The sequence below is a fragment of the Telmatospirillum sp. J64-1 genome (assembly GCF_006980715.1).
Classification (GTDB): Bacteria; Pseudomonadota; Alphaproteobacteria; order Rhodospirillales; family Magnetospirillaceae; genus Oleiliquidispirillum; species Oleiliquidispirillum nitrogeniifigens.
Window position 1 is genome coordinate 72,383 of sequence record NZ_SBHN01000019.1, and the last position, 25,861, is coordinate 98,243.

27 protein-coding genes and 1 tRNA gene are annotated in these 25,861 nt (G+C 64.4%); 14 read left to right on the top strand and 14 right to left on the bottom strand.

Annotated elements, in window-relative coordinates; genetic code table 11:
* Positions 1-105 precede the first annotated feature (105 nt).
* Entirely contained in the window at positions 106-867 is a 762-nt protein-coding gene (locus tag EPD66_RS17230) for a DsbA family protein (RefSeq protein ID WP_142849748.1), read from the top strand.
* An 82-nt stretch (positions 868-949) separates the two neighbouring features.
* Here the strand turns inward: EPD66_RS17230 and EPD66_RS17235 are convergent, their stop codons facing one another.
* Together EPD66_RS17235 and EPD66_RS17240 are read right to left on the bottom strand one after the other, a co-directional pair.
* Positions 950-1,990, bottom strand: a complete 1,041-nt coding sequence (locus EPD66_RS17235; protein WP_142849749.1) for a metal-dependent hydrolase — start codon at positions 1,988-1,990, stop codon at positions 950-952.
* Between the two features lie 54 nt (positions 1,991-2,044).
* On the bottom strand, positions 2,045-3,265 hold the full coding sequence (locus tag EPD66_RS17240; RefSeq protein WP_142849750.1) for a glycoside hydrolase family 2 TIM barrel-domain containing protein: 1,221 nt from the start codon (positions 3,263-3,265) through the stop codon (positions 2,045-2,047).
* A 70-nt stretch (positions 3,266-3,335) separates the two neighbouring features.
* Between EPD66_RS17240 and EPD66_RS17245 the strand changes: the two genes are divergently transcribed.
* Positions 3,336-4,070, top strand: a complete 735-nt coding sequence (locus tag EPD66_RS17245; protein WP_142849751.1) for an SIMPL domain-containing protein — start codon at positions 3,336-3,338, stop codon at positions 4,068-4,070.
* Between the two features lie 163 nt (positions 4,071-4,233).
* Positions 4,234-4,431 carry a hypothetical protein gene (locus tag EPD66_RS17250; protein WP_142849752.1) on the top strand — a complete coding sequence of 66 codons (198 nt, stop codon included), beginning with the start codon at positions 4,234-4,236 and terminating at the stop codon, positions 4,429-4,431.
* A gap of 49 nt (positions 4,432-4,480) precedes the next feature.
* On the opposite strand, the gene EPD66_RS17255 is transcribed toward EPD66_RS17250, so the two are convergent.
* From EPD66_RS17255 to EPD66_RS17270, 4 genes are all read right to left on the bottom strand, one after another.
* Positions 4,481-5,752 carry a Y-family DNA polymerase gene (locus EPD66_RS17255; protein WP_142849753.1) on the bottom strand — a complete coding sequence of 424 codons (1,272 nt, stop codon included), beginning with the start codon at positions 5,750-5,752 and terminating at the stop codon, positions 4,481-4,483.
* A 3-nt stretch (positions 5,753-5,755) separates the two neighbouring features.
* Complete coding sequence (locus EPD66_RS17260) at positions 5,756-6,232, bottom strand: LexA family transcriptional regulator (RefSeq protein ID WP_142849754.1); 477 nt, start codon at positions 6,230-6,232, stop codon at positions 5,756-5,758.
* 75 nt (positions 6,233-6,307) lie between these two features.
* Positions 6,308-6,520: a 4-oxalocrotonate tautomerase family protein gene (locus EPD66_RS17265; RefSeq protein WP_142849755.1), complete on the bottom strand. Its 213-nt coding sequence runs from the start codon at positions 6,518-6,520 to the stop codon at positions 6,308-6,310.
* A gap of 29 nt (positions 6,521-6,549) precedes the next feature.
* Positions 6,550-7,287 (bottom strand): SDR family oxidoreductase, encoded by a 738-nt coding sequence (locus EPD66_RS17270; RefSeq protein WP_142849756.1) that lies wholly within the window; start codon positions 7,285-7,287, stop codon positions 6,550-6,552.
* A 96-nt stretch (positions 7,288-7,383) separates the two neighbouring features.
* Between EPD66_RS17270 and EPD66_RS17275 the strand changes: the two genes are divergently transcribed.
* Both EPD66_RS17275 and EPD66_RS24130 read left to right on the top strand, forming a co-directional pair.
* Entirely contained in the window at positions 7,384-8,277 is an 894-nt protein-coding gene (locus tag EPD66_RS17275; RefSeq protein ID WP_142849757.1) for a LysR family transcriptional regulator, read from the top strand.
* A gap of 279 nt (positions 8,278-8,556) precedes the next feature.
* Positions 8,557-9,918 carry a hypothetical protein gene (locus EPD66_RS24130; protein ID WP_185961478.1) on the top strand — a complete coding sequence of 454 codons (1,362 nt, stop codon included), beginning with the start codon at positions 8,557-8,559 and terminating at the stop codon, positions 9,916-9,918.
* Between the two features lie 173 nt (positions 9,919-10,091).
* Here the strand turns inward: EPD66_RS24130 and EPD66_RS17285 are convergent.
* Positions 10,092-10,184 (bottom strand) — tRNA-Ser (locus EPD66_RS17285).
* A gap of 169 nt (positions 10,185-10,353) precedes the next feature.
* Between EPD66_RS17285 and EPD66_RS17290 the strand changes: the two genes are divergently transcribed.
* On the top strand, positions 10,354-11,073 hold the full coding sequence (locus EPD66_RS17290) for a phosphatase PAP2 family protein (RefSeq protein WP_142849759.1): 720 nt from the start codon (positions 10,354-10,356) through the stop codon (positions 11,071-11,073).
* Here EPD66_RS17290 and EPD66_RS17295 read toward each other — a convergent pair.
* On the bottom strand, positions 11,070-11,636 hold the full coding sequence (locus EPD66_RS17295; protein ID WP_142849760.1) for a tyrosine phosphatase family protein: 567 nt from the start codon (positions 11,634-11,636) through the stop codon (positions 11,070-11,072). The genes EPD66_RS17290 and EPD66_RS17295 overlap by 4 nt on opposite strands.
* A 293-nt stretch (positions 11,637-11,929) precedes the next feature.
* On the opposite strand from EPD66_RS17295, the gene EPD66_RS17300 reads away from it, so the two are divergent.
* Positions 11,930-13,489 carry a PAS domain-containing sensor histidine kinase gene (locus tag EPD66_RS17300; protein ID WP_255448554.1) on the top strand — a complete coding sequence of 520 codons (1,560 nt, stop codon included), beginning with the start codon at positions 11,930-11,932 and terminating at the stop codon, positions 13,487-13,489.
* A gap of 28 nt (positions 13,490-13,517) precedes the next feature.
* Here EPD66_RS17300 and EPD66_RS17305 read toward each other — a convergent pair whose 3' ends face one another.
* The 5 genes from EPD66_RS17305 to gatC form a co-directional block, all read right to left on the bottom strand.
* Entirely contained in the window at positions 13,518-13,997 is a 480-nt protein-coding gene (locus EPD66_RS17305; RefSeq protein WP_142849762.1) for a GNAT family N-acetyltransferase, read from the bottom strand.
* Complete coding sequence (locus EPD66_RS17310) at positions 13,994-14,431, bottom strand: SRPBCC family protein (protein ID WP_142849763.1); 438 nt, start codon at positions 14,429-14,431, stop codon at positions 13,994-13,996. Before EPD66_RS17310 ends, EPD66_RS17305 begins: the two co-directional genes overlap by 4 nt.
* A gap of 67 nt (positions 14,432-14,498) precedes the next feature.
* Positions 14,499-15,953 carry an Asp-tRNA(Asn)/Glu-tRNA(Gln) amidotransferase subunit GatB gene (gatB, locus tag EPD66_RS17315; RefSeq protein WP_142849764.1) on the bottom strand — a complete coding sequence of 485 codons (1,455 nt, stop codon included), beginning with the start codon at positions 15,951-15,953 and terminating at the stop codon, positions 14,499-14,501.
* Between the two features lie 2 nt (positions 15,954-15,955).
* Positions 15,956-17,431, bottom strand: a complete 1,476-nt coding sequence (gene gatA, locus EPD66_RS17320) for an Asp-tRNA(Asn)/Glu-tRNA(Gln) amidotransferase subunit GatA (protein WP_142849765.1) — start codon at positions 17,429-17,431, stop codon at positions 15,956-15,958.
* Positions 17,431-17,718 (bottom strand): Asp-tRNA(Asn)/Glu-tRNA(Gln) amidotransferase subunit GatC, encoded by a 288-nt coding sequence (gene gatC / locus EPD66_RS17325; RefSeq protein ID WP_142849766.1) that lies wholly within the window; start codon positions 17,716-17,718, stop codon positions 17,431-17,433. Before gatC ends, gatA begins: the two co-directional genes overlap by 1 nt.
* A gap of 75 nt (positions 17,719-17,793) precedes the next feature.
* On the opposite strand from gatC, the gene ruvX reads away from it, so the two are divergent.
* Positions 17,794-18,258: a Holliday junction resolvase RuvX gene (gene ruvX / locus EPD66_RS17330; protein WP_142849767.1), complete on the top strand. Its 465-nt coding sequence runs from the start codon at positions 17,794-17,796 to the stop codon at positions 18,256-18,258.
* Positions 18,259-18,339: 81 nt separating this feature from the next.
* Positions 18,340-18,750 carry a cyclic nucleotide-binding domain-containing protein gene (locus tag EPD66_RS17335; RefSeq protein WP_185961475.1) on the top strand — a complete coding sequence of 137 codons (411 nt, stop codon included), beginning with the start codon at positions 18,340-18,342 and terminating at the stop codon, positions 18,748-18,750.
* Positions 18,751-18,815: 65 nt separating this feature from the next.
* On the opposite strand, the gene EPD66_RS17340 is transcribed toward EPD66_RS17335, so the two are convergent.
* Positions 18,816-19,190, bottom strand: a complete 375-nt coding sequence (locus EPD66_RS17340) for a cytochrome c family protein (RefSeq protein WP_142849769.1) — start codon at positions 19,188-19,190, stop codon at positions 18,816-18,818.
* A gap of 173 nt (positions 19,191-19,363) precedes the next feature.
* On the opposite strand from EPD66_RS17340, the gene EPD66_RS17345 reads away from it, so the two are divergent.
* The 5 genes from EPD66_RS17345 (at position 19,364) to EPD66_RS17365 (ending at position 25,763) form a co-directional block, all read left to right on the top strand.
* A complete protein-coding gene (locus EPD66_RS17345; protein ID WP_142849770.1) occupies positions 19,364-20,284 on the top strand; it encodes an AEC family transporter in 921 nt (306 codons plus the stop codon).
* Positions 20,281-21,495: a CaiB/BaiF CoA-transferase family protein gene (locus tag EPD66_RS17350; RefSeq protein ID WP_142849771.1), complete on the top strand. Its 1,215-nt coding sequence runs from the start codon at positions 20,281-20,283 to the stop codon at positions 21,493-21,495. The genes EPD66_RS17345 and EPD66_RS17350 overlap by 4 nt, the downstream gene beginning before the upstream one ends.
* A 76-nt stretch (positions 21,496-21,571) precedes the next feature.
* Entirely contained in the window at positions 21,572-22,537 is a 966-nt protein-coding gene (locus EPD66_RS17355; protein ID WP_142849772.1) for an L-threonylcarbamoyladenylate synthase, read from the top strand.
* On the top strand, positions 22,534-23,949 hold the full coding sequence (locus EPD66_RS17360) for an FAD-binding oxidoreductase (RefSeq protein ID WP_142849773.1): 1,416 nt from the start codon (positions 22,534-22,536) through the stop codon (positions 23,947-23,949). Before EPD66_RS17355 ends, EPD66_RS17360 begins: the two co-directional genes overlap by 4 nt.
* 53 nt (positions 23,950-24,002) lie before the next feature.
* On the top strand, positions 24,003-25,763 hold the full coding sequence (locus tag EPD66_RS17365) for an acyl-CoA dehydrogenase (protein ID WP_142849774.1): 1,761 nt from the start codon (positions 24,003-24,005) through the stop codon (positions 25,761-25,763).
* The last annotated feature ends 98 nt before the right edge of the window (positions 25,764-25,861 follow it).

The window sequence follows — 25,861 nt, forward strand, 5'->3', positions numbered from 1 at the left end:
GCGCGAAAGACGAGCCGCAAGGCTTGCTTCGGCGCCCCAAGCTGGCCCAATATGCGGCGGCCGGAACTGGACCGGCCCGTATCTTTCCGAGAGGTTGCCCTCGATATGTTCGCCAAGCATTTTGCGGTTGCTGCTCTTTCCACCGCGATCCTGGCCGCTCCCCTGAGCCTTCCGGCCGCCGCCCAGGAAGAAAGCGTGTTCACGCCCCAACAGGCCGAGGAAGTGCGCAAGCTGGTCCGCCAGTTCCTGATGGACAATCCCGAAGTCGTCTACGAGGCGCTGGAGGCATTGCAGGAAAAGCAGATCCTGGCAGCCGAGGAAGCAGCCCAGAAGGCGCTGGAAGCGCGCGAGGAAGCCATCTTCCACGATCCGGCCTCGCCCGTCGCCGGCAACCTGCAAGGCGACGTGACCATCGTGGAATTCTTCGATTACCGCTGCACCTATTGCAAGACGGTGGTGGACCGCCTGCTCGACACGGCAAAGGCCGACGGCAATATCCGCGTGGTGTTCAAGGAACTGCCGATCCTGGGCCCGGATTCAGTCGTCGCCGCCCGTGCCGCCCTGGCCGCCGCCGAACAGGACAAGTACCTGCCCTTCCACACCGCCCTGATGAAACTGCGCGGCCCGGTCAACGAGCAGAGCATCTTCAAGACCGCCAAGGAAGTCGGCCTGGACGTGGACAAGCTGAAGGCCGACATGGAAAAGCCCGAGATCGAGGCCCAGATCCGCGCCAATTACGAACTGGCCCGCGACCTCAACATCACCGGCACGCCCGCCTTCATCATCGGCGACCGCATCATCCCCGGCGCGGTGGACCAGAACACCTTGAAGCAGCTGGTCGAACAGGCCCGCAAGCCGAAGAGCTGAGGCCCCTGCCCCGCAAAAACAAAGGCCGGCGAGATCTCGCCGGCCTTTTTTCGTCCGAGAGGGCAAGACGGATCGCCCCGCCTTACTCCCCGACCATTTCGCGCCAGAACTGGACCAGGGCGTTGCGCGAGCCGTCGCGCGGCAGGCTGAAAGTCTCGACGGGCCCGGCCAGTTCCCCGTCGGGGCCGACCATGGCACGGATGCCCCAGAAGCCCAGTTCCGAACCGTTCTGCGGCAGGCCGTAGCGGGTGTCCAGGGCCTCGACCCGCGCCCGTCCGTCGGCCTCTTCGATCACCCGCCAATGCAGCCGGTACAGCGAGAACCAGTCGAACAATTGCGCCTCGGGCTGGGCCGCCACCCGGTCGATGCGCGGGTCCTCGCTGCGCGGGAAGCTCTGCCAGGTGATGGGACGGGGATTCAGCACGGAATAGAAGCCGACCAGCGTTTCCTGCTCGGTGCTGGCGACGACGCGCCGGTAATAGGGCTGGAACAGCAGCGGATAGGCCTCGATCTGCGCCGCCGGCGTGACCTGGCCGCGCGCCACATGCTTGACGTGGTCGTTGATCGCCCAGCCCATCAGAGTATAGGCGGTGATCACGATCAGCGCGCCCCCGGCCACGTCCTGGGCCAATCTCGGGCGGTTCCTAGCGAAGGCACCCACCAGCAAGGCCAGGATCAGGATCAGGCTGTAGACCGGGTCGATGATCGACATGGCATCCACCGCGAAGCGATGGGTCGAGAACGGCGTCAGCAGCTGCGTGCCGTAGCTGGTGAACAGATCGATGATCGGATGGGTCAGCAGCGCCAGGACCGCCAGCCAGATCCAGGCCCGCAGGGTTTCACCCGCCATCACGTCGGGACGGTCGTTCGTTCGCCATCGGTGGATCCGCCAGGCCAGCCAGCCGAAGAGCGGGCCGACCACCGGGCCGAAAAAAATGGAATGGGTGATGCCGCGATGATGCTGCCAAGTCGTGAAGGTATCGCCGACCCAGCCGGCGACCACATCCAGATCGGGCACCAGGGCGATGGCTGCCCCGGCGACCATCGCGCCACGGCCGAGCTTGCGCCGGAAGCCCGCCTGGGCCACCGTCGCGCCGAGAAGCATTTGGGTTACAGTATCCATGCGCGGGAAGATAGGAGGATACCGTCCCGTACGAAAGCCGTTATGGCGGAAGTTCTATTCTTCCACGAGAAAAGGCATATTGGCCGTCGCCGCCTTCCCCTTGCCGTCACGCAGGGTAAGGAACAGCCGATAGGGGCCGGGCTTGTCGGGAACGCGGAAGGTGACATGGTTCTCCCGCACCTCGACGATCGAGCCGGGCACCGGCACGGGGGCTGCCTCCAGGTCGCCGCCCTGGCGCAGGTCGGTGGATTCCGGCACCACCTGCCAGTCCCAGGACAGGCTCTCGCCCTCGGCCAGGGCATTGGCCTGTTGCAGGCTGCCCGGCGGGAAGACCTGCCCTGAAATCCACTTGCCTTCGATCCGGGGCGCGCGATGCTCCGGCCATTTCCCGGTCCAGGCATGGGTCAGCACGTCCACCGCTTCCAGGGCCTCGCCGCTTTCCAGGAACATGCCGTGCCAGGTGCTGGTCTGTTCCTGCTTGGCGCCCCACAGGAAGGCGATGCCGCCCATCAAGGCGGGATCGGCCTCGATGGTCTCGAACCAGCGGCCATACAATTCCGCCTTGATGGTGCTGTCGGGCTCGTAGGGGACGCCCCAGGCGGTGTATTCGGCCTGCCATTGCCCCAAGGGGCCGAACTCGGCGACGATCACCGGCCTGTTCCAACCGGCCGCGCGCAGCCGGTCGCCCAGCGTCTCGATGCCGCCGCCATAGCTGTTCACTCCCAGGATATCCACATCCGGCACCAATTCGGCCAGGCGCGCCAGCTTGTCCTCATCGATCTCGGCCACCGTCAGCATCACCGGGCGGCCCGGGTCCAGTTCCTTGACCATCCGTGCCAGCCGGTTGACGAAACGCCAAGCGGGCAGCGGATCGGGATGGTCGATCTCCAACTCGTTCCCGATGCCCCAGAGCAGCACGGCGGGATGGTTGCGGGTGCGCAGCACATATTCCCGCACCTCCGCCTCGCGCTGCCGCAAGGCGTCTTCGTCGGCATAGTCGAAGCCGTGGCGGGGATGTTCCAGCCAGATGCCCGCAATGGCCTTCAGGCCGTGCTTCGCCGCCTCGTCCAACAGCGGCGCCTGATCCTCGCCATAGAGCCGCACCACATTCGCCCCCGCCGCCGCCAGGGCCTCCAGATGGCCGGTCGCCGCCGCACCGCGCAAGGGAAAGGGCTGGCCGTCCAGCATCAGGCGATGGCCCTGCGGCCCGGCTTCGATCCTCACCTCGCCCGCCTGGAGCGGATGGGCTGCCATACACCACAAGAGGAACATCATGGTTCCTTTCTTTCGCCACGATCCCCGGCTAAACAAGCTTCCCATCCGATTTCCTTCGTGAGTGCCGCCCATGTCTCTCCGGTCCCTCGTTCTCTTCGGTTCCGCCTTGGTCCTGTCCGGCGGCATCGCCTTCGCCGGCTGGCAATTGTCCCAGGGCCTGGAGCGGGTCCGCACCGCCGACCGCTATGTCTCCGTCAAAGGCCTGGCGGAACGGGACGTCATCGCCGATCTGGCGGTTTGGCCGCTGCGCTTTTCGGCCACCGGCGACGACCTGACGCAAGTCCAGGCGAAGATCGATGCCGATGTGGCGACGGTCACCGAATTCCTGATCCAGCAAGGCCTCGATCCCGAAGCGATAACCCCGCGCCGCCCGGAAGTCACCGACCTGCTGGCCCAAGCCTACCGTCCCGAAGGGGCCGGCAACAACCGCTTCATCGTCGCGCAGACCCTGGTGGTGCGCTCCAACGACGTGGAGATGGTGGAACGGATCGCCCGCCAGAGCGGTGAACTGGCGCGGCGCGGCGTGGTGCTGAGCGAACAGGACGGCCCCTTCGGCGGCCCCACCTTCATCTTCACCCGGCTGAACGACGTCAAGCCCGAGATGATCGCCGAGGCCACCCGCAACGCCCGCGCCGGGGCCGAACAATTCGCCGCCGATTCCGGTGCCAGCGTTGGCGGCATCCGCAAGGCCAGCCAGGGCAGCTTCTCGATCCTGCCCCGCGACCCGATCGGAAGCATGCCGGAATCAACCCAGATGCAAAAACAGGTGCGCGTCGTATCGACGATTGAGTATTTCCTGGAGTAACCCGAAAATAAGACCCTCCTATTCTTAAGGCTAATTTCCCTTCATCCATATTCGTCCTTGTAAAGGTGTTGCAACAGGGAAAGGAAAGCGGCACATAATCACCATACCAAACGGCATATACCTGCCGAGGTAGCAGCACGAAATGGTTAAGCGGAGGGTTTAGATGTCCCACCCCATCGAAGATACCGGCTTCACGATCTGGCATGGCGATCTGGACAGCCAACTCAAGCGCATCCATGGCGTGACCTCGAAGGACCTGGGCATTCCGCGCCGCGCCCTGCAGGACCTTTACTACGGCGGCCGCAGCGTCTTTGCCGTTTTCGAGCAGCTTTCACGCCAGCACTTGGCCACCCCTGCCTGAAGCCGAATACCGATGCGGGAGGCCGCCTGAGGGGCGCCTCCCGCATTTCTCATTCCAGGCGCGCCGTCGGGACGTCCTCCCATCTCGTCGTCCAGCAGGGGGAACGCATGGCCTGGCGCATCCGCCAGGGCGCATCCGGCCGGGCCAAGCCGAACCTCACCCCTCCCCGTCCGAAGCGGGATTCGATCCTGTCCAGGGCCGACATCAGGGAATCAGGCTTTTCCGGCGGCGGTGAGAAAAGATCCCGCGGCACATTCTCGGGCCGGACCAGGTCGAGCAGGATGACCCCCGCCTTGCGATAGGCGAACTTTTCCTTCCAAAGACGATCCAGCCCTTTCAGCGCCGCCGCGATGATCTCCCGGCTCGACGCGCTGGGCGAAGACAGCGTCACGGAGGCGCTGCCGGAATATTGCGGCAGGTCGCGGCGGAAGCGGTCGGTCATCGCGAAGACCTGGACGATCCCGGCCAGCAGACCGTCGCGCCGCAGCTTGCCCGCAGCAGCGGCGGCATACTCCACCAGGGCGTCGCGGACATGCCCGTATTCCGCCGTGGCCTCGCCGAAACTGCGCGAGACGCAGCAGGATTGCCGGTCGGCGGCCTCCGCCTCCAGCCCATGCACCGCCACGCCCCGCAATTCCATCACGGTGCGCATCCCCACCGTCCCCATCTTCGCCCGCACCCAGCCGTCATCGGCTTGATGCAGGTCCCAGGCGGTGCGGATGCCGTTCATCACGCAAAGCCCGGTCCATTGCCAGCCGATACCCCAGACATCGCTGACCGGCGTCCTCTTCAGCGCGATCTCCCGCCAGTCCGCCCGCCGGGACAGGTCCAGCACGCCGCCCGCCTTGGGGCTGGTCTTGGCAAGGTGGTTGGCGATCTTCGCCAGGGTCTTGGTGGGGCCGACGCCGATCGAGATGGGAATGCCCGTCCATTGCCTGACCCGGCTGCGCAGGCCGCGCAGCCATTCCGTCAAATCCGGCACGGCCAGATTATCGAGATCGAGGAAGCATTCGTCGATGCTGTAGACCTCGGTGGCCGGAACCTGATCGGCCAGGATCGACATCACCCGCATGGACAGGTCGCCATAGAGGGCATAATTGGACGAGACGGCGACCAGCCCCTCCGTCTCGGTCAGGTGGCGGATCTTGAACCAGGGTGCTCCCATGGAAACACCCAGCGCCTTGGCCTCGCTGGACCGGGCGATGGCGCAGCCGTCATTGTTCGACAGCACCACCACCGGGCGGCCTTCCAGCCGGGGCTGGAAGCTGCGCTCGCAGGACACATAGAAGTTGTTGCAATCGGCGATGCCGAAAAGAGCCATGACTCATCTCGCGCAGAGCCCGGTGATCGAAAAGGTGACGACGCCCCAGACGGTGATGCCGGCATCCGGATTGATGGGGATGGAGGGGAAATCGGGATTGGCCGGCTCCAGCACCCATCCTCCCCGCGTCTTGCGCAAGCGCTTGACCGTCAGCCCGCCCTCGATGGTGGCCACCACGATATCCCCCGACAGCGGCTCCAGCGACCGGTCCACGACCAGCAGGTCGCCGTCATGAATACCGGCATCGCGCATGGAAGGACCTTGCGCCCGGCAGAAGAAGGTCGCCGCCGGCCTGCGCACCAGCAGGGCATGCACATCCAGCGCCCCTTCCACGTAATCCTCGGCCGGCGAGGGAAACCCCGCCGGCACCGAGGAATAAAGCGCAAGCTCCACCGCCGCCCCGGGCAAGGCGGGACCAATCAGCCCGGCGGGAGGCTGGCGGTCCTGCTCTGCATGAGAAGAGGCGCGTTCACGGAACATAACGAGAACATATCCGCTGGCAGCGCCCCTTTCAAGGGGCATCACGAAAAGGAGGAAGCGACTCCCGAAACCGCGTCAGTCCTTGGCCCGGTACTCTTCCGGCATGATGAAGACCTCGTCCGCACGTCCGTATCCGCCATCGGCTACTTCCTCGATAAGGACCATCGTGGTCGGACGCACGGCCTCCCCGAAATAGCCGACCATGAGTTCGGTGGTCTTATGGATCAGGTCTTCCTTCTGTGCCGTCGAAAGCGAGGCCTGCGGCAGTTTGTAATTCGCGAAAGGCATGATGTGCTCCTTGGCTTTGGGGGAGGCGGTTAGACGGCGCCGCCATTGGCGCGGATGGTTTGGCCGTTGATCCAGCCGCTTTCCGGCCCGGCCAGGAAAGCGACAACCTCGGCGATATCATCGGGACGGCCGAGGCGGCCGAGCGGGATCATCCGCCTGATGCTGTCGACCAGTTCCTCGGACTTGCCGCGCATGAAGAAATCGGTCTCGACCGGACCGGGCGCGATTGCGTTCACGGTGATCCCGCGCGGCCCCAACTCTTTGGCGAGTACATGCGTCAGCGCCTCGATCCCGGCTTTCGTCGCGGCATACAATCCGTAACCGGGCTGGTAGAAGCCCACCACGCTTGAAGAGATGCTGATGATCCGTCCCCCATCGCGCAGCCGCCTGGCGCCTTCGCGCATGCCGCGGAACGTGCCGCCAAGATTGATGGCGCAATGGTCTTCGAAATCCGCATCCGTAGCGTCGGCTATGGGGGACAGCCGCATCACCCCTGCATTGTTGACCAGCAGGTCGGCCGGGCCGAACGCCGCTTCAGCCGCATCGAACAGCGCGGGCATGCCGGCCGGATCGCCGACATCAGCCTGCACCGCGACCGCCTTGCCCCCCGCCTGCTCGATATCTTGCACGACCTGACGGGCAGAAGCCTCATCGCGCGCATAGTTCACCGCAACAGCACATCCCTCCTGGGCCAGCCGTCGCGCGATTGCCGCGCCGATGCCCTTGCCGCCGCCGGTCACGATTGCGGTTTTGTCTTTCAGTCTCATGTCTTGACCTCCGTTGTTTGCCAAGAAGGTAGGCAGACTTGAAGGCGGGATAACCGCCCTTTCAGCGGCAACAAAATTCGGCTATCTCGAACAATCATGGATCGTCTTGAGGCAATGCGTCTTTTCGTGCGGGTCATCGATCGCCGCAGCTTCACGGCCGCGGCGGCCGATCTTGGCATTCCGCGTTCGACGGCAACCGAAGCGATCCGACGGCTCGAGCGCGACCTCGGCAGCCGGCTGCTGGAACGCACCACCCGGCATGTGGCGCCCACGCCGGATGGCGAAGCCTATTACCGGCGCTGCCTGTCGATCCTCGCCGATATCGACGAAGCAGAGGGCGTCTTGCGGGGCGGTGAGCCGTCGGGAGTACTCCGCATCGACGCACACGGCGCGCTGACGCGGGCTTTCCTGCTGCCGCGCCTGCCGGACTTCCTGGACGCATACCCACAGATCAATGTGCAGATCGGCCAGGGCGACAGGCTGGTCGATCTGGTACGCGAGGGGGTGGATTGCGTCATCCGGGCGGGCACACCGGATGACAGCGGCCTGATCATGCGCAGGCTTCCCGATATTCCGGAACAGACCTGCGCCAGCCCCCATTATCTCGAACGGCACGGAATGCCCGCTTCGGCCGATGACCTCGACGGACACCAAATGATCGGCTTCGTGTCGTCGCGCACGGGTCGTGTCATGCCGCTGGAGTTTCAAACCGCCGAGGGAATCAAGGAGGTGACGCTTCCCTGCCGCGTGACCGCCAACGAGGCGGAGACGGCGCATCATCTCGCACGGATGGGATACGGGCTGATTCAGGCACCCCGCTATCGCTTCCGGGAGGATCTGGCGCGCGGCACCCTTGTCGAGGTCCTGCCGGATCAGCCGCCCCCGCCTTTGCCGCTCGCCGCCTACTATCCGCAGAACCGCCAATTATCGCCGCGTGTGCGGGTTTTCCTCGATTGGGTGGCAGCCGTCTTTGATGCGGCGGATTTGTGATGTGGTGTATTGGTCTGCGTCCAGGGCTCCGGTGAGGCACCCCGGATGTTGGGAAGACACAAAAAAAGCGCCCAAAGGCGCGCATTTCTTGAAAATGGCGGATCGAGAGCGATGAATCGGGGAACTACGTCTACACTATAGCTTCCCAAAATGGCCCCTGAATTCGCCCTTTCCTCCACCCACCATCAGCGTAAGACTACCTATAAGCGATGATGTATGAGTATCCTAATGTTGGAAGAAGGTGCTTATCGCCACGCGTGAGATGTGATCTAAAAAAGTATGTCCTTCACATTAGCCAGTTTCGGATTCGGCCTGAGCAATCGCGAGATTGCTACCCTCGTTTATTTAGGCCTGCTACTGATTACTGTGCTGCTGTGGAAAAATGGTCGCCCTCTCGCGTTTAATGTCATACGTGCTTTCTTTATGCCGAAGCTCGTACTGCTCTGGCTGCTCATGTCCCTCTACGTGGCGGCCTGTGTCTGGCTGCTCACACGGTTAAATCTATGGGAATGGCCCAATCTCAAGTCTACTCTGCTGTGGTGGCTGACAGTTGGTTTCAGCAGCGTCTTTGAAGCACGACGGCTTAAGGACAAGCCACATGCGCTACGCAAGCTGGTGCGCGATGCGTTCACACTTTCCGCCGTTCTTCTGTTCATCGCCGAGCTGGTAAGCTTCCCACTCTGGGTCGAACTGCTCATGCTTCCGGCACTTGTGTTTCTCACTCTCCTTATAGCAGTCGGCGAACATCAAACTGACAACCTCGGAGTTTCCCGAGTGCTTAGCCTGCTGCGCGGGCTCCAAATTCTAGCGGGTTTCACTATCCTCGGCTTCAGCTATTGGCTGGTTGCCGCTAGCGTTACCGAATTCTGGACATTGAACACACTGCGCGAATTCGGGCTGCCCTTGCTGCTCTGGCTAATGTTCATCCCGTTCATTTTCCTACTCGCGGTCTATATGTCCTACGAGGAAGCCTTCATCCACCTACAGATGAGACCAAAACAAGCTCCCATCACCCGCTATGCGCGATGGCGCGCTTTGCTCGCGTTTGGCTGGAATATCGACGGGGTAAAACGTCTCACGCGAGATATTCGCGAGCGCGATATCGCCGACAAGCAGGGAGTTAAAGAAGCCATTCGGGAAATCAAGCGGCTCTTCAAAATCGGAAAAAATCCGCCTGCCGTTATGCGCGATGAAGGCTGGTCGCCTTACGCGGCTCAGCTATTCCTTGAAGAATACGGCCTCGTTACCGACGACTATCACCGCACGCAATGGGGATGGTTCGCAGATACACCATCAGTGAAGCTGAACGACAAAGTGCTGGCCGATCGGATTTCCTACCACCTCACTGGCAATGAGCACGCCGTAACGCAGCTGCGGCTTGCACTCGATAGCTCGAACAGAAACGATGTGAAGGAAGCGCAGCGCGCCTTCGATGAACGCGCGCTAACCCTTCTTGCCAAGACCTTTGACGCCAAGCGGGCAACGGCGATCTATATTAGCGCTCAAACCTCCGAGCCCGAAGTTTTGGTGATTGATGGCATACGAGTATCGCTGGACCGGTCAGATTGGGGAGACGCCCGCCTCGGCGGTTATGTGCGCAAGCTGACTATTCAGCATCCTACGCATCAAGAAGGTAACTAAAGCGTCTATCCGCCTGTTTCTATCGACGTCTTTTCATCCCCCAGCTTGACCGCTGAGCGAAATGAGCAGGCTGTAACGTGGAAACGGCAGTGATCAGCGGTTCGCTACACCACTTGGTGATGATGCGGAAACCGGCGTCAATATCGCGCCATATAGGGCAACGGGCGGCAAAGTGGCGGAGGGACCGGGATTCGAACCCGGGGTACTCCTTATCAGAGTACGACGGTTTAGCAAACCGCTGGTTTCAGCCACTCACCCACCCCTCCGCGGGAACGGTATTTGATGCCGTTGGGCTGAGGTGCGGTTTGTACCGAATACTGCGGGGCAAGTCAACGCCTTGCGAGTAACTTTTTCGTTCTATGCCGACGCCCCCATGAAGCGATTGGTTTCGCACCCCATCTCCCCTTCCATCCAGGGCGGAAGGAGGAACAAGGAGTGGAGCGGCACGCTTTTGCCGGGCGGCAGGACAGGAAGATCCTGCTGCTGTTTGGGGTGGCTTTGCTGGCGGTGATGGCGGCGATGGTCTTCGTCGCCATCACCGACGAAGTGACAGAGGGCGGCGGCAATGAGCTGGATCAGCTGGTGCTGTTCCATCTGCGCGTGAATGGCGACCCCGCCCATCTGGTCGGCCCGCATTGGCTGGTGACGGCGGCCCAGGACATCACCGCGCTGGGCAGTTTCACCGTGGTCTATCTGTTCTCGGCCATCGCCATCTTCTTCCTGATGCTGGCCCGGCGATTCCGGGCGGCGCTGCTGGTGGCCGTCTCGGTCGGCGGCGGGACGGTGCTGAGCATCATGCTGAAGGATGTCTTCTCCCGCGCCCGCCCCGATATCGCCTGGCATGTCGTCGAAACCGCCACGGCCAGCTTCCCCAGCAGCCATGCCACCTCGGCCGCCGTCGCCTATCTGACCCTGGGCGCCCTGCTCGCCCGCATGACGCCCCGCCTCCGCCTGAAACTGTTCATCATGGGAACGGCGATCCTGCTGACCGTGATGATCGGCCTGACCCGGATCTATCTGGGCGTCCACTGGCTGAGCGACGTCGTCGCCGGATGGGCCTTGGGGGCGGCCTGGGCGCTGCTGTGCTGGACGGTCACCCTGTGGCTGCAGACCCGCATCCGGATCGCCCGCCCCCCGCCCCCGGAAGAGCCTTAGGCCTGCGGCACCTCATGCGCCCGTTCGCCGGCCTTCAGCAGCTCAACGAAAGCCGGATAGGCACGGGCGACCAGGGCGTGATGCGCCCGCATGGCGGCCACCAGTGCCCCGCCGCATCCCAGCAGGCTGTCGGCATAGCGGATCATGCGGCTGTTGGGCCAGGAACGGGGGCGGATCGTGCGGAGATGGGCGAAGGCCTCCTCCTCCCGCCCCGGGCTGTTCTGCACCATCAAGGCCACGGCGGCGGCGGTCGAGCGCGAGACCCCGGCATGACAATGGATCAGCACATGCTTCGCCCGCTCCCTCAGCGCCGCCTCGCCGAAGGCCAGGATGGCCCGCAGCGTCTCTTCGCTGGGCGGCACCGTGGCGGGATGGTCGAGGATGGTGTCATGGAAACGCCAGACCTCCCGCGCATGCCGGCCATAGGATAGGAAATCCTCCGGGTCCGGGCAATCGGGGTCGAGAATCGACACCACATGACTGACCCCGGCACTACAATGGCCGGACAATTCCGACAGTCCGCAGATGGTGATGCGGTACGGCAAGAGCGACGGAGTCGGCATGGCTCACCTTCTTGGTGCTGGAAGAGTTTCCCATCAACGGCGTAAAAGGAGAGATGGTTCCAGAGGACTGCGTCCTATATTCGATCCTTACGAAAAAGCCCGGCGACATTTCCCTGCTCACCGACAAGGCATTGGCATGGCGGCATTACGACATATCCCCCACCCCATAAGTCCTAAATACCAAGTTATCGAATCGGATAAGAAGTTGCCGTAACACCGCCCAGTAAGTAGCATTATCCAATCAAAGGGCTTGGAGAATGAGTGTGACTGGATTTGAGGCGCCCGACGACAGGATGGAAAGCTTGTCAGGTGAGCGATGGTTTGAAATGTTGATCAAGAACGTTTCAGATTACGCGATATACATGCTCGATACACAGGGCATCGTACGGAGCTGGAATCCCGGAGCCGAACGTTTCAAGGGCTATAGCGCCACAGAAATCGTCGGGCAGCATTTCTCCCGCTTCTACACGGAACAAGACCGCGCCGCGGGCATCCCGGCACGGGGCTTGGCGATTGCCGCGGCCGAGGGAAAATTCGAGACGGAAGGATGGCGGGTCCGCAAGGACGGGACACTCTTCTGGGCCAGCATCGTCATCGACCCGATCCGCGACGACCAGGGCAGGCTGGTGGGCTTTGCCAAGATTACCCGCGACATCACCGAACGCAAGAAAGCCGAGGAAGCCCTGGAGGAAACCCGCCAGGCCCTCTTCCAGTCGCAGAAGATGGAAGCCGTGGGACAGCTGACCGGCGGCGTGGCCCACGACTTCAACAACCTGCTGCAAGCGATCAGCGGCAGCATCGAGATGATCGAACGCAGGCTCGCCGCCGGGCGCACCGATATCGAAGCCTTCACGGCGGCCGCCAGGACCTCGGTGGACCGCGCCGCGAACCTGACCCAGTGCCTGCTCGCCTTTTCCCGGCGCCAGCCGCTCACCCCCAAGCGCACGGACCTCAACCAACTGGTGCTGGGGATGCGCGACCTGATCGAGCAATCGGTGGGCGAGGCGGTCCGCGTCGAGACCCTGCTCTGCCCGGATCTCTGGCCGACCTGGGCGGATGCGAACCAGGTGGAAAGCTCGCTTCTCAACCTGGTGATTAATGCCCGCGACGCCATGCCGGAAGGCGGCACGCTGGAGATCGAGACCCGCAATATCAATCTGGACGAAAAGACGCGCCCGCCGAACATAAGCCCCGAGGCTGCCCCAGGCGATTACGTCATGCTGGCAGTCCGGGACAACGGCACGGGCATTCCGCCCGATATCCTTCCTCGCGTCTTCGAACCCTTCTTCACCACGAAACCGATCGGCCAAGGCACGGGCCTGGGCTTGAGCCAGCTTTACGGCTTCGCCCGGCAATCGGGCGGCTTCATCCAGCTGGACAGCACGGTCGGAGTCGGCACTGCGGTCCAGATTTACCTGCCGCGCCACCAGCAAGCGGAAGAAACGGCGGAAGAAAATGCCCCTGCCTCTCCGGAAACTCAGCCGGTTGGCCAGGGAACGGTGCTGGTGGTAGAGGATGAAGCATTGGTGCGCCTGCTCCTCGTCGAGGAACTGAAGGAGCACGGCTACACGGTACTGGAAGCGGAAGACGGCGACAAGGCCCTCGCCTTTCTCGCCAAGCCGGAAAAGATCGACCTTCTGGCGACCGATGTCGGCCTTCCCGGCCTCAACGGACGACAACTCGCGGAAATGGCCCGGGCGCTGCGTCCGGACCTCAAGGTGCTGTTCCTGACCGGCTATGCCTACAATGCAGCGATGGAGAAGGAACCCCTCGGCCCGGCGACGCAATTGCTGAGCAAGCCCATCGCCATCAGCGCCTTCCTCGCCAAGGTGCACGAAATGATGGGGAAATGACGCCACCCCTGCCAGGCGCAGGGGCGCGTCAGGACGCCTTCGGCTCCCCTGCGCCGAGGGCGGCCAGATCCGCACCCTCCCAACGGAAGACCTCGGCCCCCTTGGCGTGACCCTTCAGCCCGCGATAGAAACGCAAGGTGCTTTCCTCCGCGAAGGCAGGCAACTCCAGGGAGGGCCAGCCCCGCGCCAGGGCTTCCGCTGCGGCGGCACGCAGCAGGGCCGCCCCCACTCCCTTGCCCCGGCCCGCCGGACGGACATAGATGTCGGAGACCCACATCTTGCGGGCGGCAAGATCGGTGTCGTAGGCCGGATACCACAGCAGATAGCCCAGCAGCCCCGTCCCGCCTTCCGCCACCAGACAGTGGAAAGCGGCCTCGGGGCCGAAGCCGTCGGCCAGGACCTTCTCGGCGGTGAAGACGCCGCCGGGATTACCCACATGCAGGTCCAGTTCGTTGAGCAGCTCGGCCAGACCGGCCGCATCCTCGGGAATGGCGGGACGGATCGTCATGGCGTTTCGGCCAATCGCTTCAAGCCGTGCAGCATCTGCCCGACACGGCGCTGTTCGGCGGCCTGGGCATTGGTCAGACCGGCCAGCAGGCGGGGAAGAAAACCGGTAATTTCCAAATCCATCGACAGAGTGACCAGCGTACCGCCCTCCTGCGGCTCCAGGCGCCACAGCATCCTGCCGCGCACCGGGCCGGAGGTCCGGCGCAAGGTCAGGGCATGGGGCGGGTCCATGGCCTCGACGCGGCAGACCGTCTTCCTGCGCCGCGCGCCCAGGTGAACCGCCGAACCGGTGATGCCGGCGGCCATTTCCACCTTGCGCACGCGCAACTCGGCCGGCCACCATGTGCGCCAGCCTTCAAAATCGCAGAGAATGTCAAAGATCGGCAGCGGTTCGCAAGCGACCCAGCAGCCGCCATTGGCGACGATCCGTTCCACGGCCCAGCCTCCAGACCAAGAAGAAGCGGCGGGGCGGACGAAAAGGCCCCCGCCCCGCCTTGCCGCCCTAGGCCAGCAGCTTCTTCAGGATCTCGTTGACCATGGCCGGATTGGCCTTGCCCTGGGTGTTCTTCATCACCTGGCCGACGAAGAAGCCGAACAGCTTGTCCTTGCCGGACTTGTATTCGGCGACCTTGTCGGCATTGGCATCGACCACCGCCTGGCAGGCCTGCTCGATCGCACCGGTATCGGTGACCTGCTTCAGGCCCTTTTCCTCGACGATGACCGATGGATCCTTGCCCGTTTCGGTCATCAGCTCGAAGACTTCCTTGGCGATGCGGCCCGAGATGGTGTTGTCCGCGATCAGGTCCAGCAGCTTGCCGAGATTTTCGGCGGTGACCGGCGGATTCTCGATGCTCCGGCCCAGGCGGTTCATGGCGCCGAAGAAATCGCCCATGACCCAGTTGGCCGCCATCTTGGCATCGCGTCCCGAAGCCACCGTCTCGAAGAAGTCGGCCGTGGCGCGGTCGGCCACCAGCACGCCGGCATCATAGGGCGAGAGCTTGAAGTCGCGGATGAAGCGGTCCTTCTTCTCGTCCGGCAGTTCCGGCAGGTCGGCCTTGATGCGTTCGATCAGTTCGTCTTCCAGCACCAGCGGCAGCAGGTCCGGATCGGGGAAGTAACGGTAGTCATGCGCCTGTTCCTTGCTGCGCATGGACCGCGTCTCGCCCTTGTTCGGGTCGAACAGGCGGGTTTCCTGCTTGATGTCGCCACCGGATTCGTAGATCTCGACATGGCGCATGGCCTCGTGCTCGATGGCCTGCATGACGAAGCGCACCGAGTTCACGTTCTTGATCTCGCAGCGGGTGCGCAGGCCCGTCTCGCCCTTCTTGCGCACCGACACGTTGCAGTCGCAGCGCATGGAGCCTTCCTCCATGTTGCCGTCGCAGGTGCCGAGATAACGCAGGATCGACCGCAGCTTCTTGAGGTAAGCCCCGGCTTCCTCCGGGCTGCGCATGTCGGGCTTGGAGACGATTTCCATCAGCGCCACGCCCGAACGGTTCAAGTCGATATAGGACTTGGTCGGGTGCTGGTCGTGCATGGACTTGCCCGCATCCTGTTCCAGGTGCAGGCGTTCGATGCCGACTTCGCGGGTCGAACCGTCGGGCATGTCCAGGATGATGGTGCCCTCGCCCACGATGGGCTGGTCGTACTGGCTGATCTGGTAGCCCTGCGGCAAATCGGCGTAGAAGTAGTTCTTGCGCGCGAAGACCGAGGTCTTGTTGATCTGCGCCTTCAGGCCCAGGCCGGTGCGCACCGCCTGCTCGACGCAGACCTCGTTGATCACCGGCAGCATGCCCGGCATGCCCGCATCGATGAACGAGACCTGGGTGTTGGGCTCGGAGCCGAAATCGGTGGCCGCGCCCGAGAACAGCTTGGACTTGGAAATGACCTGGGCATGGACTTCGAGGCCGATCACGACCTCCCATTCGCCGGTCTCGCCCTGGATGATATAGCTCATGTTCAGCCCTCCACACCGGCCGGGCGGGCGGTGAAGCCGGCGGCCTGCTCCATCACATCGGCCACCTTCAGGACCGTTTCCTCGTCGAAGGGACGGCCGATGAGCTGCAGGCCCAGCGGCAGGCCCTCGGCATTCAGCCCGGCGGGCAGCGAAAGGCCCGGCAGGCCGGCCAGCGAGGTCGGCACGGTGAAGACATCGTTGAGATACATGGTGATGGGGTCGTCCATCTTTTCGCCCATGCCGAAGGCCGCCGAAGGCGCGGTGGGGGTGAGGATCACGTCCACCGTCTCATAGGCCTTGCGGAAGTCCTCGGCGATCAGCGCGCGGACCTTCTGGGCCTTGGCGTAATAGGCGTCGTAATAGCCCGCCGACAGCACATAGGTGCCGATCATGATGCGGCGCTTGACCTCGGAGCCGAAGCCTTCGGCGCGGGTCTTGGCATACATCTCGTCCAGGCTCTTGCCGTCGACGCGCAGGCCGAAGCGCACGCCGTCATAGCGCGCCAGGTTCGACGAGGCTTCCGCCGGGGCGACGATGTAATAGGTCGCCAGGGCGTATTTGGTATGCGGCAGGCTGATCTCGACCGGCTCGGCACCGGCGGCTTTCAGCCATTCGATGCCCTGCTCCCAGACCTTGGCGATCTCGTCCGACAGGCCCTCGGGGCGGTATTCCTTCGGAATGCCCACCTTCAGGCCGCGGATGTCGCCGGTCAGCGCCGCCTCGAAATCCGGCACCGCCATGGGGGCCGAGGTCGAATCCTTGGGGTCGTGCCCGGCCATGGCGCCCAGCATGATCGCCGCGTCGCGCACGGTGCGGGTCATCGGCCCGGCCTGATCGAGCGAAGAGGCGAAGGCCACCGTGCCCCAGCGCGAGCAGCGGCCATAGGTCGGCTTGATGCCGACGATGCCGCAGAAGGCGGCGGGCTGGCGGATCGAACCGCCGGTATCGGTGCCGGTGGCGCCCAGCGCGATGCGCGCGGCCACGGCGGCGGCGGAGCCGCCCGAGGAGCCGCCGGGCACCAGCGGGCTGTCGTCGCCCCGGCGCTTCCACGGATTGGTGACGCCGCCGAAATGGCTGGTCATGTTGGACGAGCCCATGGCGAATTCGTCCAGATTGGTCTTGCCCAGGCTGACCGCGCCCGCCTTCAGCAGATTGTCCGAGACGGTGGATTCATAGGGCGGGGTGAAGTCATGCAGGATCTTCGAGGCCGCCGTGGTGCGCACCCCCTTGGTGCAGAACAGATCCTTGATCGCCACCGGCAGGCCTTCCATGGCGCCGGCTTCGCCCTTGCGGCGGCGCTCGTCGGAAGCCTTGGCCTGTTCCAGCGCCAGGTCCGGCGTCTCGGTGATATAGGCGTTCAGGCCGCGCGCGGCTTCCATCGCCTTGACATGGGCCTCGGTCAGTTCGACCGAGGTGAATTCGCCCTTGGCCAGCCCGTCGCGGGCCTGGGCCATGGTCAGATCGGTAAGCCGGGTCATTATTCCACCACCTTCGGCACACAGAAGAAGCCGTCATCGGCATCGGGTGCATTGGCAAGGACGCCGTCGCGGCAATTGCCGTCCGACACGACATCCTGGCGCCGGGGCAGCGTCATCTCGGCGACGCTGGTCATGGGCGCAACGCCGTCGGTATTCACCTCGGACAATTGCTCGACGAAATCGACGATGCGCGACAATTCACCGGCCAGATGGTCCAGTTCCTCGTCCGGGACTTCGATGCGCGCCAGGTTCGCGATGGTCCTGACGGTGGCTTTGTCCAGCGACATGGGATAAGTGTCTCCAGCTACGGGACAAGAAAACTTGTCTTTTCTTAGGAAATGCGGCGGAAGGTATCACCCGGCATGTTGGTCCGCAACCCTGGCGAACTCAAGCAACTCCTTCGTTCCGGCCAGCGCCTGATGGGGCTGGACCTGGGAACGAAGACCATCGGCATGGCCCTGTCCGACGTCATGCTGACCATCGCGACGCCCTTCGACACCATCAAGCGCACCAAATTCACCAAGGATGCCCAGGCCTTGCTGGCCGTCATCGACAAGCACGACGTCGGCGGGCTGGTGCTGGGCATGCCGATCAGCATGGATGGAACGGAAGGTCCGCGCTGCCAATCCACCCGCCAATTCGCGACCAATCTGCTGGAATTGCGCGATATTCCCATCGCGCTTTGGGACGAACGCCTGTCCACCGCCGCCGTCACCCGCACGCTGCTGGAGGCCGACGCCTCGCGCAAGCGCCGGGCCGAGGTGGTGGACAAGATGGCCGCCGCCTATATCCTGCAGGGCGCGCTGGATTCCATCGCCTGGGCGTGAAGTCCCCTTGCCAGAATTCCCGTTCTGCGCGAAAATTCTCACACCCTCCAGGGACGGGGAGTTTCGATCATGTGGGATATCATGCGAGACACAGCGAAGGCAGCCAAATCCCCCGACCGCAAGCTCTTCCAACGCGGCCAGTTGATCTTCAAGGAAGGCGACAGGGGCGATGCCGCCTATATGGTGGAATACGGCAAGGTCAACATCTTCAAGACCGTCTCCGGCCGCCGCATCCTGCTGGGCGAGGTCACGCCCTGGAACATCTTCGGCGAATTCGCCCTGCTCGATAACGAGCCCCGCATGGCCTCCGCCGAGGCCGCCGAGGAAACGGTCTGCTACGTCCTGCAGAAGCAGGTGATCGAAGACATGATGGCCGAAACGTCGGTCGGCCTCGCCAATCTGATCCAGACCTTGCTGCGCACCGCGCGCGCCAACGGCGAAGCCCTGGCCCAGGCCAGGGCCGAATTGCTCGAACGGTCGCGCCAAGGCTGACGAAGGGCATAAAAAAACGCCGCCGTCCTTTGCAGGGCGGCGGCGTTTTTTTTCAGGCGATCGACTTACTTCAGGGTGCTCAGGTAAGCGATCACGTCGGCGCGGTCCTCGGCCTTGGGCAGGCCGGGGAAGGCCATCTTGTTGCCGGGGATGAAATCCTTCGGCTTGGTCAGATAGGCGTCGAGGCTGGCTTCGTCCCAGGTCTTGCCCGAACCCGCCATGGCCGGCGAATACTTGAAATCTTCCAGGCTACCGGCGGCGCGGCCGACGACACCGGCCAGCGTCGGGCCGGTCGCCTTGCTCTTGCCGTCGACGGTGTGGCACGCGACGCAACGCTTGAAAACCTTCTCGCCCTTGGCGGCATCACCGGCCGAAGCAGCCGTGCTGAAAGCGGCCACGCCAACAGCGGCAGCCAGAACAGCCATCCTGATTTTACGCATCTGAGTCCTCGAGGAGGGAGATATACAAAAGGTTCTATATCCTACCCCCCAATGGACGAAATTTTCAAGCCGCACTTCAAGGTCATTGCCCTCCCTTTCCTTCCGGCCCATGCTCTTCGCCTCACTCCACCCTCTTGTTCCCACCGCCTGACTGGTCTACCCCTTCCGCTATCATGATCGAGGTTCTCGGCGCCCTTTTCCCCGTCTTCGTTCTCATCCTCGCAGGCTGGGCCATCCGCCGGTGGCAATTCGTCCCCGATTCCTTCTGGCCCCCCGCCGAGAAGATGACCTATTACGTCTTCTTTCCCGGCCTGCTGACGACCAATCTCGCCAATGCCGACATGTCCGGGCTGCCGGTCCTGGAACTGGCCGTCATCCTGGCCGGAGGGACGGTTCTGGCCGCCCTCTCCATGATCGCCCTGCGCCGCGTCATCCCCGTCCCGGGCCCGTCCTTCACCTCGATGATGCAAGGCACCGTGCGCCCCAACACCTATGTCGGGCTGGCCGCCGCCGCCGGGGTCTATGGCCCGGCAGGGGTGACGCTGACGGCGCTGGGCATCGCCGCCGTCGTGCCGCTGGTCAACCTCATTGCCGTGCTGGTCCATCTGCGCTGGGTACCTGCGCAGGCGAGTGGGGGCCGGGCCCTGGTCCTGTCGGTGATCAAGAATCCCCTGATCCTGTCCTGCCTGGTGGGCATCGCCCTGAACGTGGCCGGGATCCGGCTGCCCGGCCCGGTCAATTCCCTGCTCTCCGTGCTGGGCAGCGCCGCCCTGCCGCTGGGGCTGCTGGCCGTGGGGGCGGGACTGGACATCCGGGCGCTGCGCGGCAGTTCGGCGGCCATCCTGTCCACCAGCGCCATCAAGCTGCTGGCCCTGCCGCTGGTGGTCGGGCTGGCCTGCTGGAGCATCGGCGTGGATGCCGTCAGCCTGGGCGCCGCCGTGCTCTATGCCGCGCTGCCCTGCTCGTCCTCAGCCTATGTTCTGTCGCGCCAGATGGGTGGCGACGCGCCCTTGATGGCCGGAATCATCACCGCCACCCATCTGCTGGCGGCTTTCACCCTTCCCCTTGTCCTGATCGTGGTGGCTATGACATGACCGGAGCATTAGAGGGTATCCGCATTCTCGACCTTACCCGCGTCCTGGCGGGACCGACCTGCACGCAGGTGCTGGGCGACCTGGGGGCCGACGTCATCAAGGTGGAACGGCCCGGCGCCGGGGACGATACCCGCAAATGGGGGCCACCCTTCCTGAAGGACCGCGAGGGCAAGGACACCAAGGAAAGCGCCTATTACCTGTCGGCCAACCGCAACAAGCGCTCGGTCGCCATCGACATCACCACGCCGGAAGGCCAGGACCTGATCCTGCGTCTGCTGGAAGGCTGCGACGTGCTGGTCGAGAATTACAAGCTGGGCAACCTGGCCCGCTACGGCCTGGGTTTCGAGCAGTTGCACGCGCGCTTCCCGCGCCTGGTCTATTGCTCGATCACCGGCTTCGGCCAGACCGGCCCCTATGCGCCGCGCGCCGGATACGATTTCCTCGCCCAGGGCATGGGCGGCATGATGAGCCTGACCGGCGATCCCGAGGGCGAGCCGGTCAAGGCCGGCATCGGCAATGCCGATCTGCTGACGGGCATGTATGCCTGCGTCTCTATCCTGGCCGCCCTGCGCCACCGCGACCGGACCGGCCAGGGCCAGCATATCGACTGCGCCCTGCTGGATTCCCAGGTCGCCTGGATGACCTACGAGGCCGAGAACTACCTGATCTCGGGCGAGGAGCCCAAGCGGCGCGGCAACGCCCATCCCAATATCGTGCCCTACGAGGTCTTTCCCGCCGCCGACGGCTTCCTGATCCTGGCGGTGGGCAACGACTCGCAATACCAGAAATTCTGCGCCTTCGCCGGACGCCCCGACCTTGCGGAGGACGAACGCTATGCCACCAACACGGCGCGCGTGAAGAACCGCGCCACCCTGATCCCGGAACTGCGCAGCGTCATCGCCCGCCATCCCCGCCGGCATTGGCTCGACGGGCTGGAGAAGCTGGGCGTGCCCGCCGGTCCGGTGAACACCCTGCCGGAAGCCTTCGAGAATCCCCAGGTCAAAGCGCGCGGCATGCGCATCGAAATGCCCCATGCCTTGACCGACAAACCGGTCCCGCTGGTCGCCAGCCCCATCAAAATGTCCGCCACCCCGCCCGGCTACCGCCATGCTCCGCCTTATCTGGGCCAGCATACCGAGGAAATCCTGTCCGATCTCCTGGGCCTGTCGGCCGAGGAGATCGCAAGACTGCGGGAAAAGGGCGTGGTGTGAGGGGCCCGTCCGTTCCCTGCAGAGGCGGAAAACGCGTACCATTCCCTCCCCCTCTGCCATGGTTTATGCTCGGCCCATGATTACAAATATCGTAACCGCCACTCCCGAGGCCATCGCGCGGGCCGGGCAACTGATCGGCGAAGGCCGGCTCGTGGCCTTTCCGACGGAAACCGTCTACGGCCTGGGCGGCGATGCCACCTCGGATAGCGCCGTCGCCGCCATCTTCGCCGCCAAGGGCCGACCCAGCTTCAATCCGCTGATCGTCCATCTGCCCGATATTCATGCGGCGGAAAGCCTGGTCCTGGTCGATGAGCGGGCACGGCAGGTGGCCGATCACTTCTGGCCCGGCCCGCTGACCCTGGTGCTGCCGCGCCGCGCGGAGTCGCCGGTTTCCCTGCTGGTTACGGCGGGGCTGGATTCGGTGGCGGTGCGCGCGCCGGACCATCCGCTGGCCCAATCCCTGCTGAAAGCCGCCGGCCGTCCCATCGCGGCGCCCAGCGCCAACCGCTCCGGCGCCGTCAGCCCCACCACGGCGGAACACGTCGCCGAGTCCCTGGGCGAGCGGGTGGATATGATCCTCGATGGCGGACCGTGCCGCGTCGGACTGGAATCCACCGTGCTGGACCTGACCGGCGCGACCCCGGCCATCCTGCGCCCCGGCGGCATCTCGCGGGAACGGATCGAGGCCCTGCTGGGGCCGGTAACGGTCAGCGGCGAGGCCGCAGACGCCCCCAAATCGCCCGGCCAGTTGCTCAGCCATTACGCACCCCGTGCCGCCGTGCGGCTGAATGCGCCGGAAGCCGGACCGGGCGAGGCATTGCTGGGATTCGGCGAGGCGCCGCAGGCGACGCTCAATCTCAGCCCCGGCGGCGACCTGACCGAGGCGGCGGCGAACCTGTTCGCCATGCTGCGCGCCCTCGACCGCCCGGAATTCACCGGTATCGCCGTCATGCCCATCCCCGAGCGCGGCCTGGGCGAGGCGATCAACGACCGTCTGCGCCGTGCCGCCGCGCCGCGCCCAACGAGCGGAGCCACGCCATGACTCTTTCCGCCTCCCTGCTGGACCGTTTCACCGCCATCGTCGGGGCGGGCAACTGCCTGACCGAGGACAGCGACACCAAAGCTTACTGCCTTGAAGAACGAGGCCTGTTCCGGGGCCGCACGCCGCTGGTCCTGCGCCCCGGCAGCACCGAGGAGGTGGCGGCGCTGGTCAAGCTTTGCGCCGCCGAGAGCATCGCCATCGTGCCCCAGGGCGGCAATACCGGGCTAGTCGGCGGCGGCATCCCCTACGAGACGGGCGACGAGGTGGTGATCTCGCTGCGCCGCATGAACCGTGTCCGGGCGGTGACCCCTCATGACTACACCATGATCGTGGAAGCGGGCTGTGTGCTGGCCGATATCCAGCGCGCCGCCGAAGAGGCCGACCGCTTCTTCCCCTTGAGCCTCGCCGCCGAAGGCTCCTGCACCATCGGCGGCAATCTCGGCACCAATGCCGGGGGCGTCAACGTGCTGCGCTACGGCAATGCCCGAGACCTCGTGCTGGGACTGGAAGTGGTGCTGCCCGACGGTTCCGTCTGGAACGGGCTGAAAAGCCTGCGCAAGGACAATACCGGCTACGACCTGCGCCACCTCTTCATCGGCTCGGAAGGCACCTTGGGCATCATCACGGCGGCGGTGCTGAAGCTGTTTCCCCGGCCCCGCGACGTCCAGACCGCCCTGGTCGCGGTAGAGGAACTAGACCATGTCCTGCCCCTGCTGAGCCTGGCGCGCGAGGCCAGCGGCGATGCCGTCACCGCTTTCGAACTGCTGCCCCGGATCGGGCTTGAAATGACCGTGGCCCATATGCCCGGTGCCGCCGATCCCTTCGACGGCCCCCATCCCTGGTATGTGCTGATCGAGCTTTCGTCCTCGCGCACCGGCGGCGGCTTGCGCGAAGCGCTGGAAGACATGCTGGGCGGCGCCCTGGAGAACGGCACCGTCACCGATGCCGTCCTGGCCGAAAGCATTGATCAGCGCCACGCCCTGTGGCGACTGCGCGAAGGCATGTCGGAAGCGCAGAAATACGAAGGCGGCAGCATCAAGCACGACGTCTCGGTGCCGGTCTCCTCGGTGCCCGATTTCATCAAGCAGGCCTCTGCTGCCGCGACCGAACGTCTGCCCGGCATCCGTGTCGTCGCCTTCGGCCATGTCGGCGACGGCAACATCCATTTCAACCTCAGCCAGCCGCCGGGCATGGACAAGGCCGAATACCTGGCCCGCTGGGAAGAGTTCAACCGCATCGTCCACGATATCGTCGAAGAGCTGGGCGGCAGCTTTTCCGCCGAGCACGGCATCGGTCGCTTGAAGCGTGCGGAACTGGAACGTTATAAACCACAAGAGGCCTTGGGTCTTATGCGCAAGATCAAGGCCGCTATCGACCCGGAGAATCGCATGAATCCGGGCAAGGTGCTTTAAGTCTCGAAACACCAAACGTCCAAGCAACAGGCCGCACAGGCCCCGAGGGAAAAATGCCCGATTACACAGCCCCCCTTCGCGACATGGCCTTCGCCATTACCGAACTTTCCGGCCTGGACGAGATCGCCGCCCTGCCCGGCTATGAAGACGCCAGCCCCGATCTGGTGACGGCGGTACTGGAAGAAGCGGGCAAGCTGGGCGCGGAGGTTCTGGCGCCGCTGAACGTGGTCGGCGACCGCACCGGCTGCAGGCTGGAAAACGGCGTGGTCAAGACACCCGACGGCTTCGCCGAGGCCTATGCCCGCTTCGTCGAGGGCGGCTGGAACGCGGTTCCCTTCGAGCCCGAGCATGGCGGCCAAGGCCTGCCCTGGCTGGTTGCGACCGCCGTGGCCGAGATCTGGCATTCCGCCAATATGTCCTTCGGCCTCTGCCCCCTCCTGACCCAAGGGGCCGTCGAGGCGCTGACCCGGCATGGCAGCGAGGAGCTGAAGGCCCTCTATCTGGACAAGCTGGTCTCGGGCGAATGGACCGGCACCATGAACCTGACCGAACCCCAGGCCGGGACGGATCTGGCGGCCATCCGCACCAAGGCGGTGCCGGACGGGGAAAGGTGGCGCCTGTCGGGCCAGAAGATCTTCATCACCTATGGCGACCACGACATGGCCGAGAACATCGTCCATCTGGTCCTGGCCCGCACGCCCGACGCGCCGCCCGGGGTGAAGGGCATCTCGCTCTTCGTGGTGCCGAAATTCCTGGTCAATACCGACGGCTCGCTGGGCATGCGCAATGATGCCCGCTGCATCGCGCTGGAGCACAAGCTGGGCATCCATGGCAGCCCCACCGCCGTCATGGCCTATGGCGAGAACGAAGGCGCCATCGGCTTCCTGGTCGGCGAGGAGAATCGCGGCCTGGAATACATGTTCACCATGATGAACAACGCCCGCCTCAATGTCGGGCTGCAAGGCGTCTCCATCGCCGAGCGCGCCTATCAGGCCGCCCGCGACTATGCCAAGGAACGCGTCCAGGGCCGGGGCCTGACCATCGTGCATCACGCCGATGTCCGCCGCATGCTGATGAGCATGAAGGCTCAGACCGAAGCCGCGCGCGCCCTGACCTATTACGCCGCCGCCGCCATCGACCGCGCCAAGAGTCATCCCGAACCCGAAGCGCGTGCCCTGTGGCAGGCCACCGCCGATCTGCTGATCCCGGTGGTCAAGGCATGGTCCACCGATATCGGCATCGACGTCGCCTCGACCGGCATCCAGGTCCATGGCGGCATGGGCTATATCGAGGAAACCGGCGTGGCCCAATATCTGCGCGATGCCCGCATCACCGCCATCTACGAAGGCACCAACGGCATCCAGGCGGCCGACCTGGTGGGCCGCAAGCTGCTGCGCGACCAGGGAAGGACCGCCCGCCGTCTGCTGACGGAAATGCGCGGGACGGCCACCGCCCTGGCCGGAAAGGACGGCGACCTGGCGGTGATCCGCGACGCCCTGTCGCAGGGGCTGGACGACTTGCAGCAGGCCACGGAATGGCTGCTCGCCCCCCATGACGACGATCCGGAAGCCGCCGCCGCCGGCGCCACGCCCTATCTGCGCCTGTGGGGCATCGTCACCGGCGGCTGGCTGATGGCCCGCGCGGCCCTGGCCGCCGAGAAGCATCTGGCGGCAGGCGAGGATTCCTTCCTGCGCACCAAGATCGTCACCGCCCGTTTCTTCGCCGAACATCTGCTGCCCCAGACGGGCGGCCTGCTGGCCTCGGCGACGCAAGGGTCCGGCAGCATCATGGCCCTGCACGAAGACCAGTTCTAAAGGATTGGCCCAGACCTGGAAGACGGCCCTTTGCGGCCGTCTTCCCATCCTGAAGGAAGGAAGTGTTACTTTCCCCTGTCCGGGGGGAAGGGCCGACA

Excerpts from the sequence above, each read along its gene's own strand:
- EPD66_RS17230 (WP_142849748.1), top strand. The coding sequence starts at position 106 with ATGTTCGCCAAGCATTTTGCGGTTGCTGCTCTTTCCACCGCGATCCTG.
- EPD66_RS17235 (WP_142849749.1), bottom strand. The coding sequence starts at position 1,990 with ATGGATACTGTAACCCAAATGCTTCTCGGCGCGACGGTGGCCCAGGCG.
- EPD66_RS17240 (WP_142849750.1), bottom strand. The coding sequence starts at position 3,265 with ATGATGTTCCTCTTGTGGTGTATGGCAGCCCATCCGCTCCAGGCGGGC.
- EPD66_RS17245 (WP_142849751.1), top strand. The coding sequence starts at position 3,336 with ATGTCTCTCCGGTCCCTCGTTCTCTTCGGTTCCGCCTTGGTCCTGTCC.
- EPD66_RS17250 (WP_142849752.1), top strand. The coding sequence starts at position 4,234 with ATGTCCCACCCCATCGAAGATACCGGCTTCACGATCTGGCATGGCGAT.
- EPD66_RS17255 (WP_142849753.1), bottom strand. The coding sequence starts at position 5,752 with ATGGCTCTTTTCGGCATCGCCGATTGCAACAACTTCTATGTGTCCTGC.
- EPD66_RS17260 (WP_142849754.1), bottom strand. The coding sequence starts at position 6,232 with ATGTTCCGTGAACGCGCCTCTTCTCATGCAGAGCAGGACCGCCAGCCT.
- EPD66_RS17265 (WP_142849755.1), bottom strand. The coding sequence starts at position 6,520 with ATGCCTTTCGCGAATTACAAACTGCCGCAGGCCTCGCTTTCGACGGCA.
- EPD66_RS17270 (WP_142849756.1), bottom strand. The coding sequence starts at position 7,287 with ATGAGACTGAAAGACAAAACCGCAATCGTGACCGGCGGCGGCAAGGGC.
- EPD66_RS17275 (WP_142849757.1), top strand. The coding sequence starts at position 7,384 with ATGGATCGTCTTGAGGCAATGCGTCTTTTCGTGCGGGTCATCGATCGC.
- EPD66_RS24130 (WP_185961478.1), top strand. The coding sequence starts at position 8,557 with ATGTCCTTCACATTAGCCAGTTTCGGATTCGGCCTGAGCAATCGCGAG.
- EPD66_RS17295 (WP_142849760.1), bottom strand. The coding sequence starts at position 11,636 with ATGCCGACTCCGTCGCTCTTGCCGTACCGCATCACCATCTGCGGACTG.
- EPD66_RS17300 (WP_255448554.1), top strand. The coding sequence starts at position 11,930 with ATGGAAAGCTTGTCAGGTGAGCGATGGTTTGAAATGTTGATCAAGAAC.
- EPD66_RS17305 (WP_142849762.1), bottom strand. The coding sequence starts at position 13,997 with ATGACGATCCGTCCCGCCATTCCCGAGGATGCGGCCGGTCTGGCCGAG.
- gatB (WP_142849764.1), bottom strand. The coding sequence starts at position 15,953 with ATGAGCTATATCATCCAGGGCGAGACCGGCGAATGGGAGGTCGTGATC.
- gatA (WP_142849765.1), bottom strand. The coding sequence starts at position 17,431 with ATGACCCGGCTTACCGATCTGACCATGGCCCAGGCCCGCGACGGGCTG.
- gatC (WP_142849766.1), bottom strand. The coding sequence starts at position 17,718 with ATGTCGCTGGACAAAGCCACCGTCAGGACCATCGCGAACCTGGCGCGC.
- ruvX (WP_142849767.1), top strand. The coding sequence starts at position 17,794 with ATGTTGGTCCGCAACCCTGGCGAACTCAAGCAACTCCTTCGTTCCGGC.
- EPD66_RS17335 (WP_185961475.1), top strand. The coding sequence starts at position 18,340 with ATGCGAGACACAGCGAAGGCAGCCAAATCCCCCGACCGCAAGCTCTTC.
- EPD66_RS17340 (WP_142849769.1), bottom strand. The coding sequence starts at position 19,190 with ATGCGTAAAATCAGGATGGCTGTTCTGGCTGCCGCTGTTGGCGTGGCC.
- EPD66_RS17345 (WP_142849770.1), top strand. The coding sequence starts at position 19,364 with ATGATCGAGGTTCTCGGCGCCCTTTTCCCCGTCTTCGTTCTCATCCTC.
- EPD66_RS17350 (WP_142849771.1), top strand. The coding sequence starts at position 20,281 with ATGACCGGAGCATTAGAGGGTATCCGCATTCTCGACCTTACCCGCGTC.
- EPD66_RS17355 (WP_142849772.1), top strand. The coding sequence starts at position 21,572 with ATGATTACAAATATCGTAACCGCCACTCCCGAGGCCATCGCGCGGGCC.
- EPD66_RS17360 (WP_142849773.1), top strand. The coding sequence starts at position 22,534 with ATGACTCTTTCCGCCTCCCTGCTGGACCGTTTCACCGCCATCGTCGGG.
- EPD66_RS17365 (WP_142849774.1), top strand. The coding sequence starts at position 24,003 with ATGCCCGATTACACAGCCCCCCTTCGCGACATGGCCTTCGCCATTACC.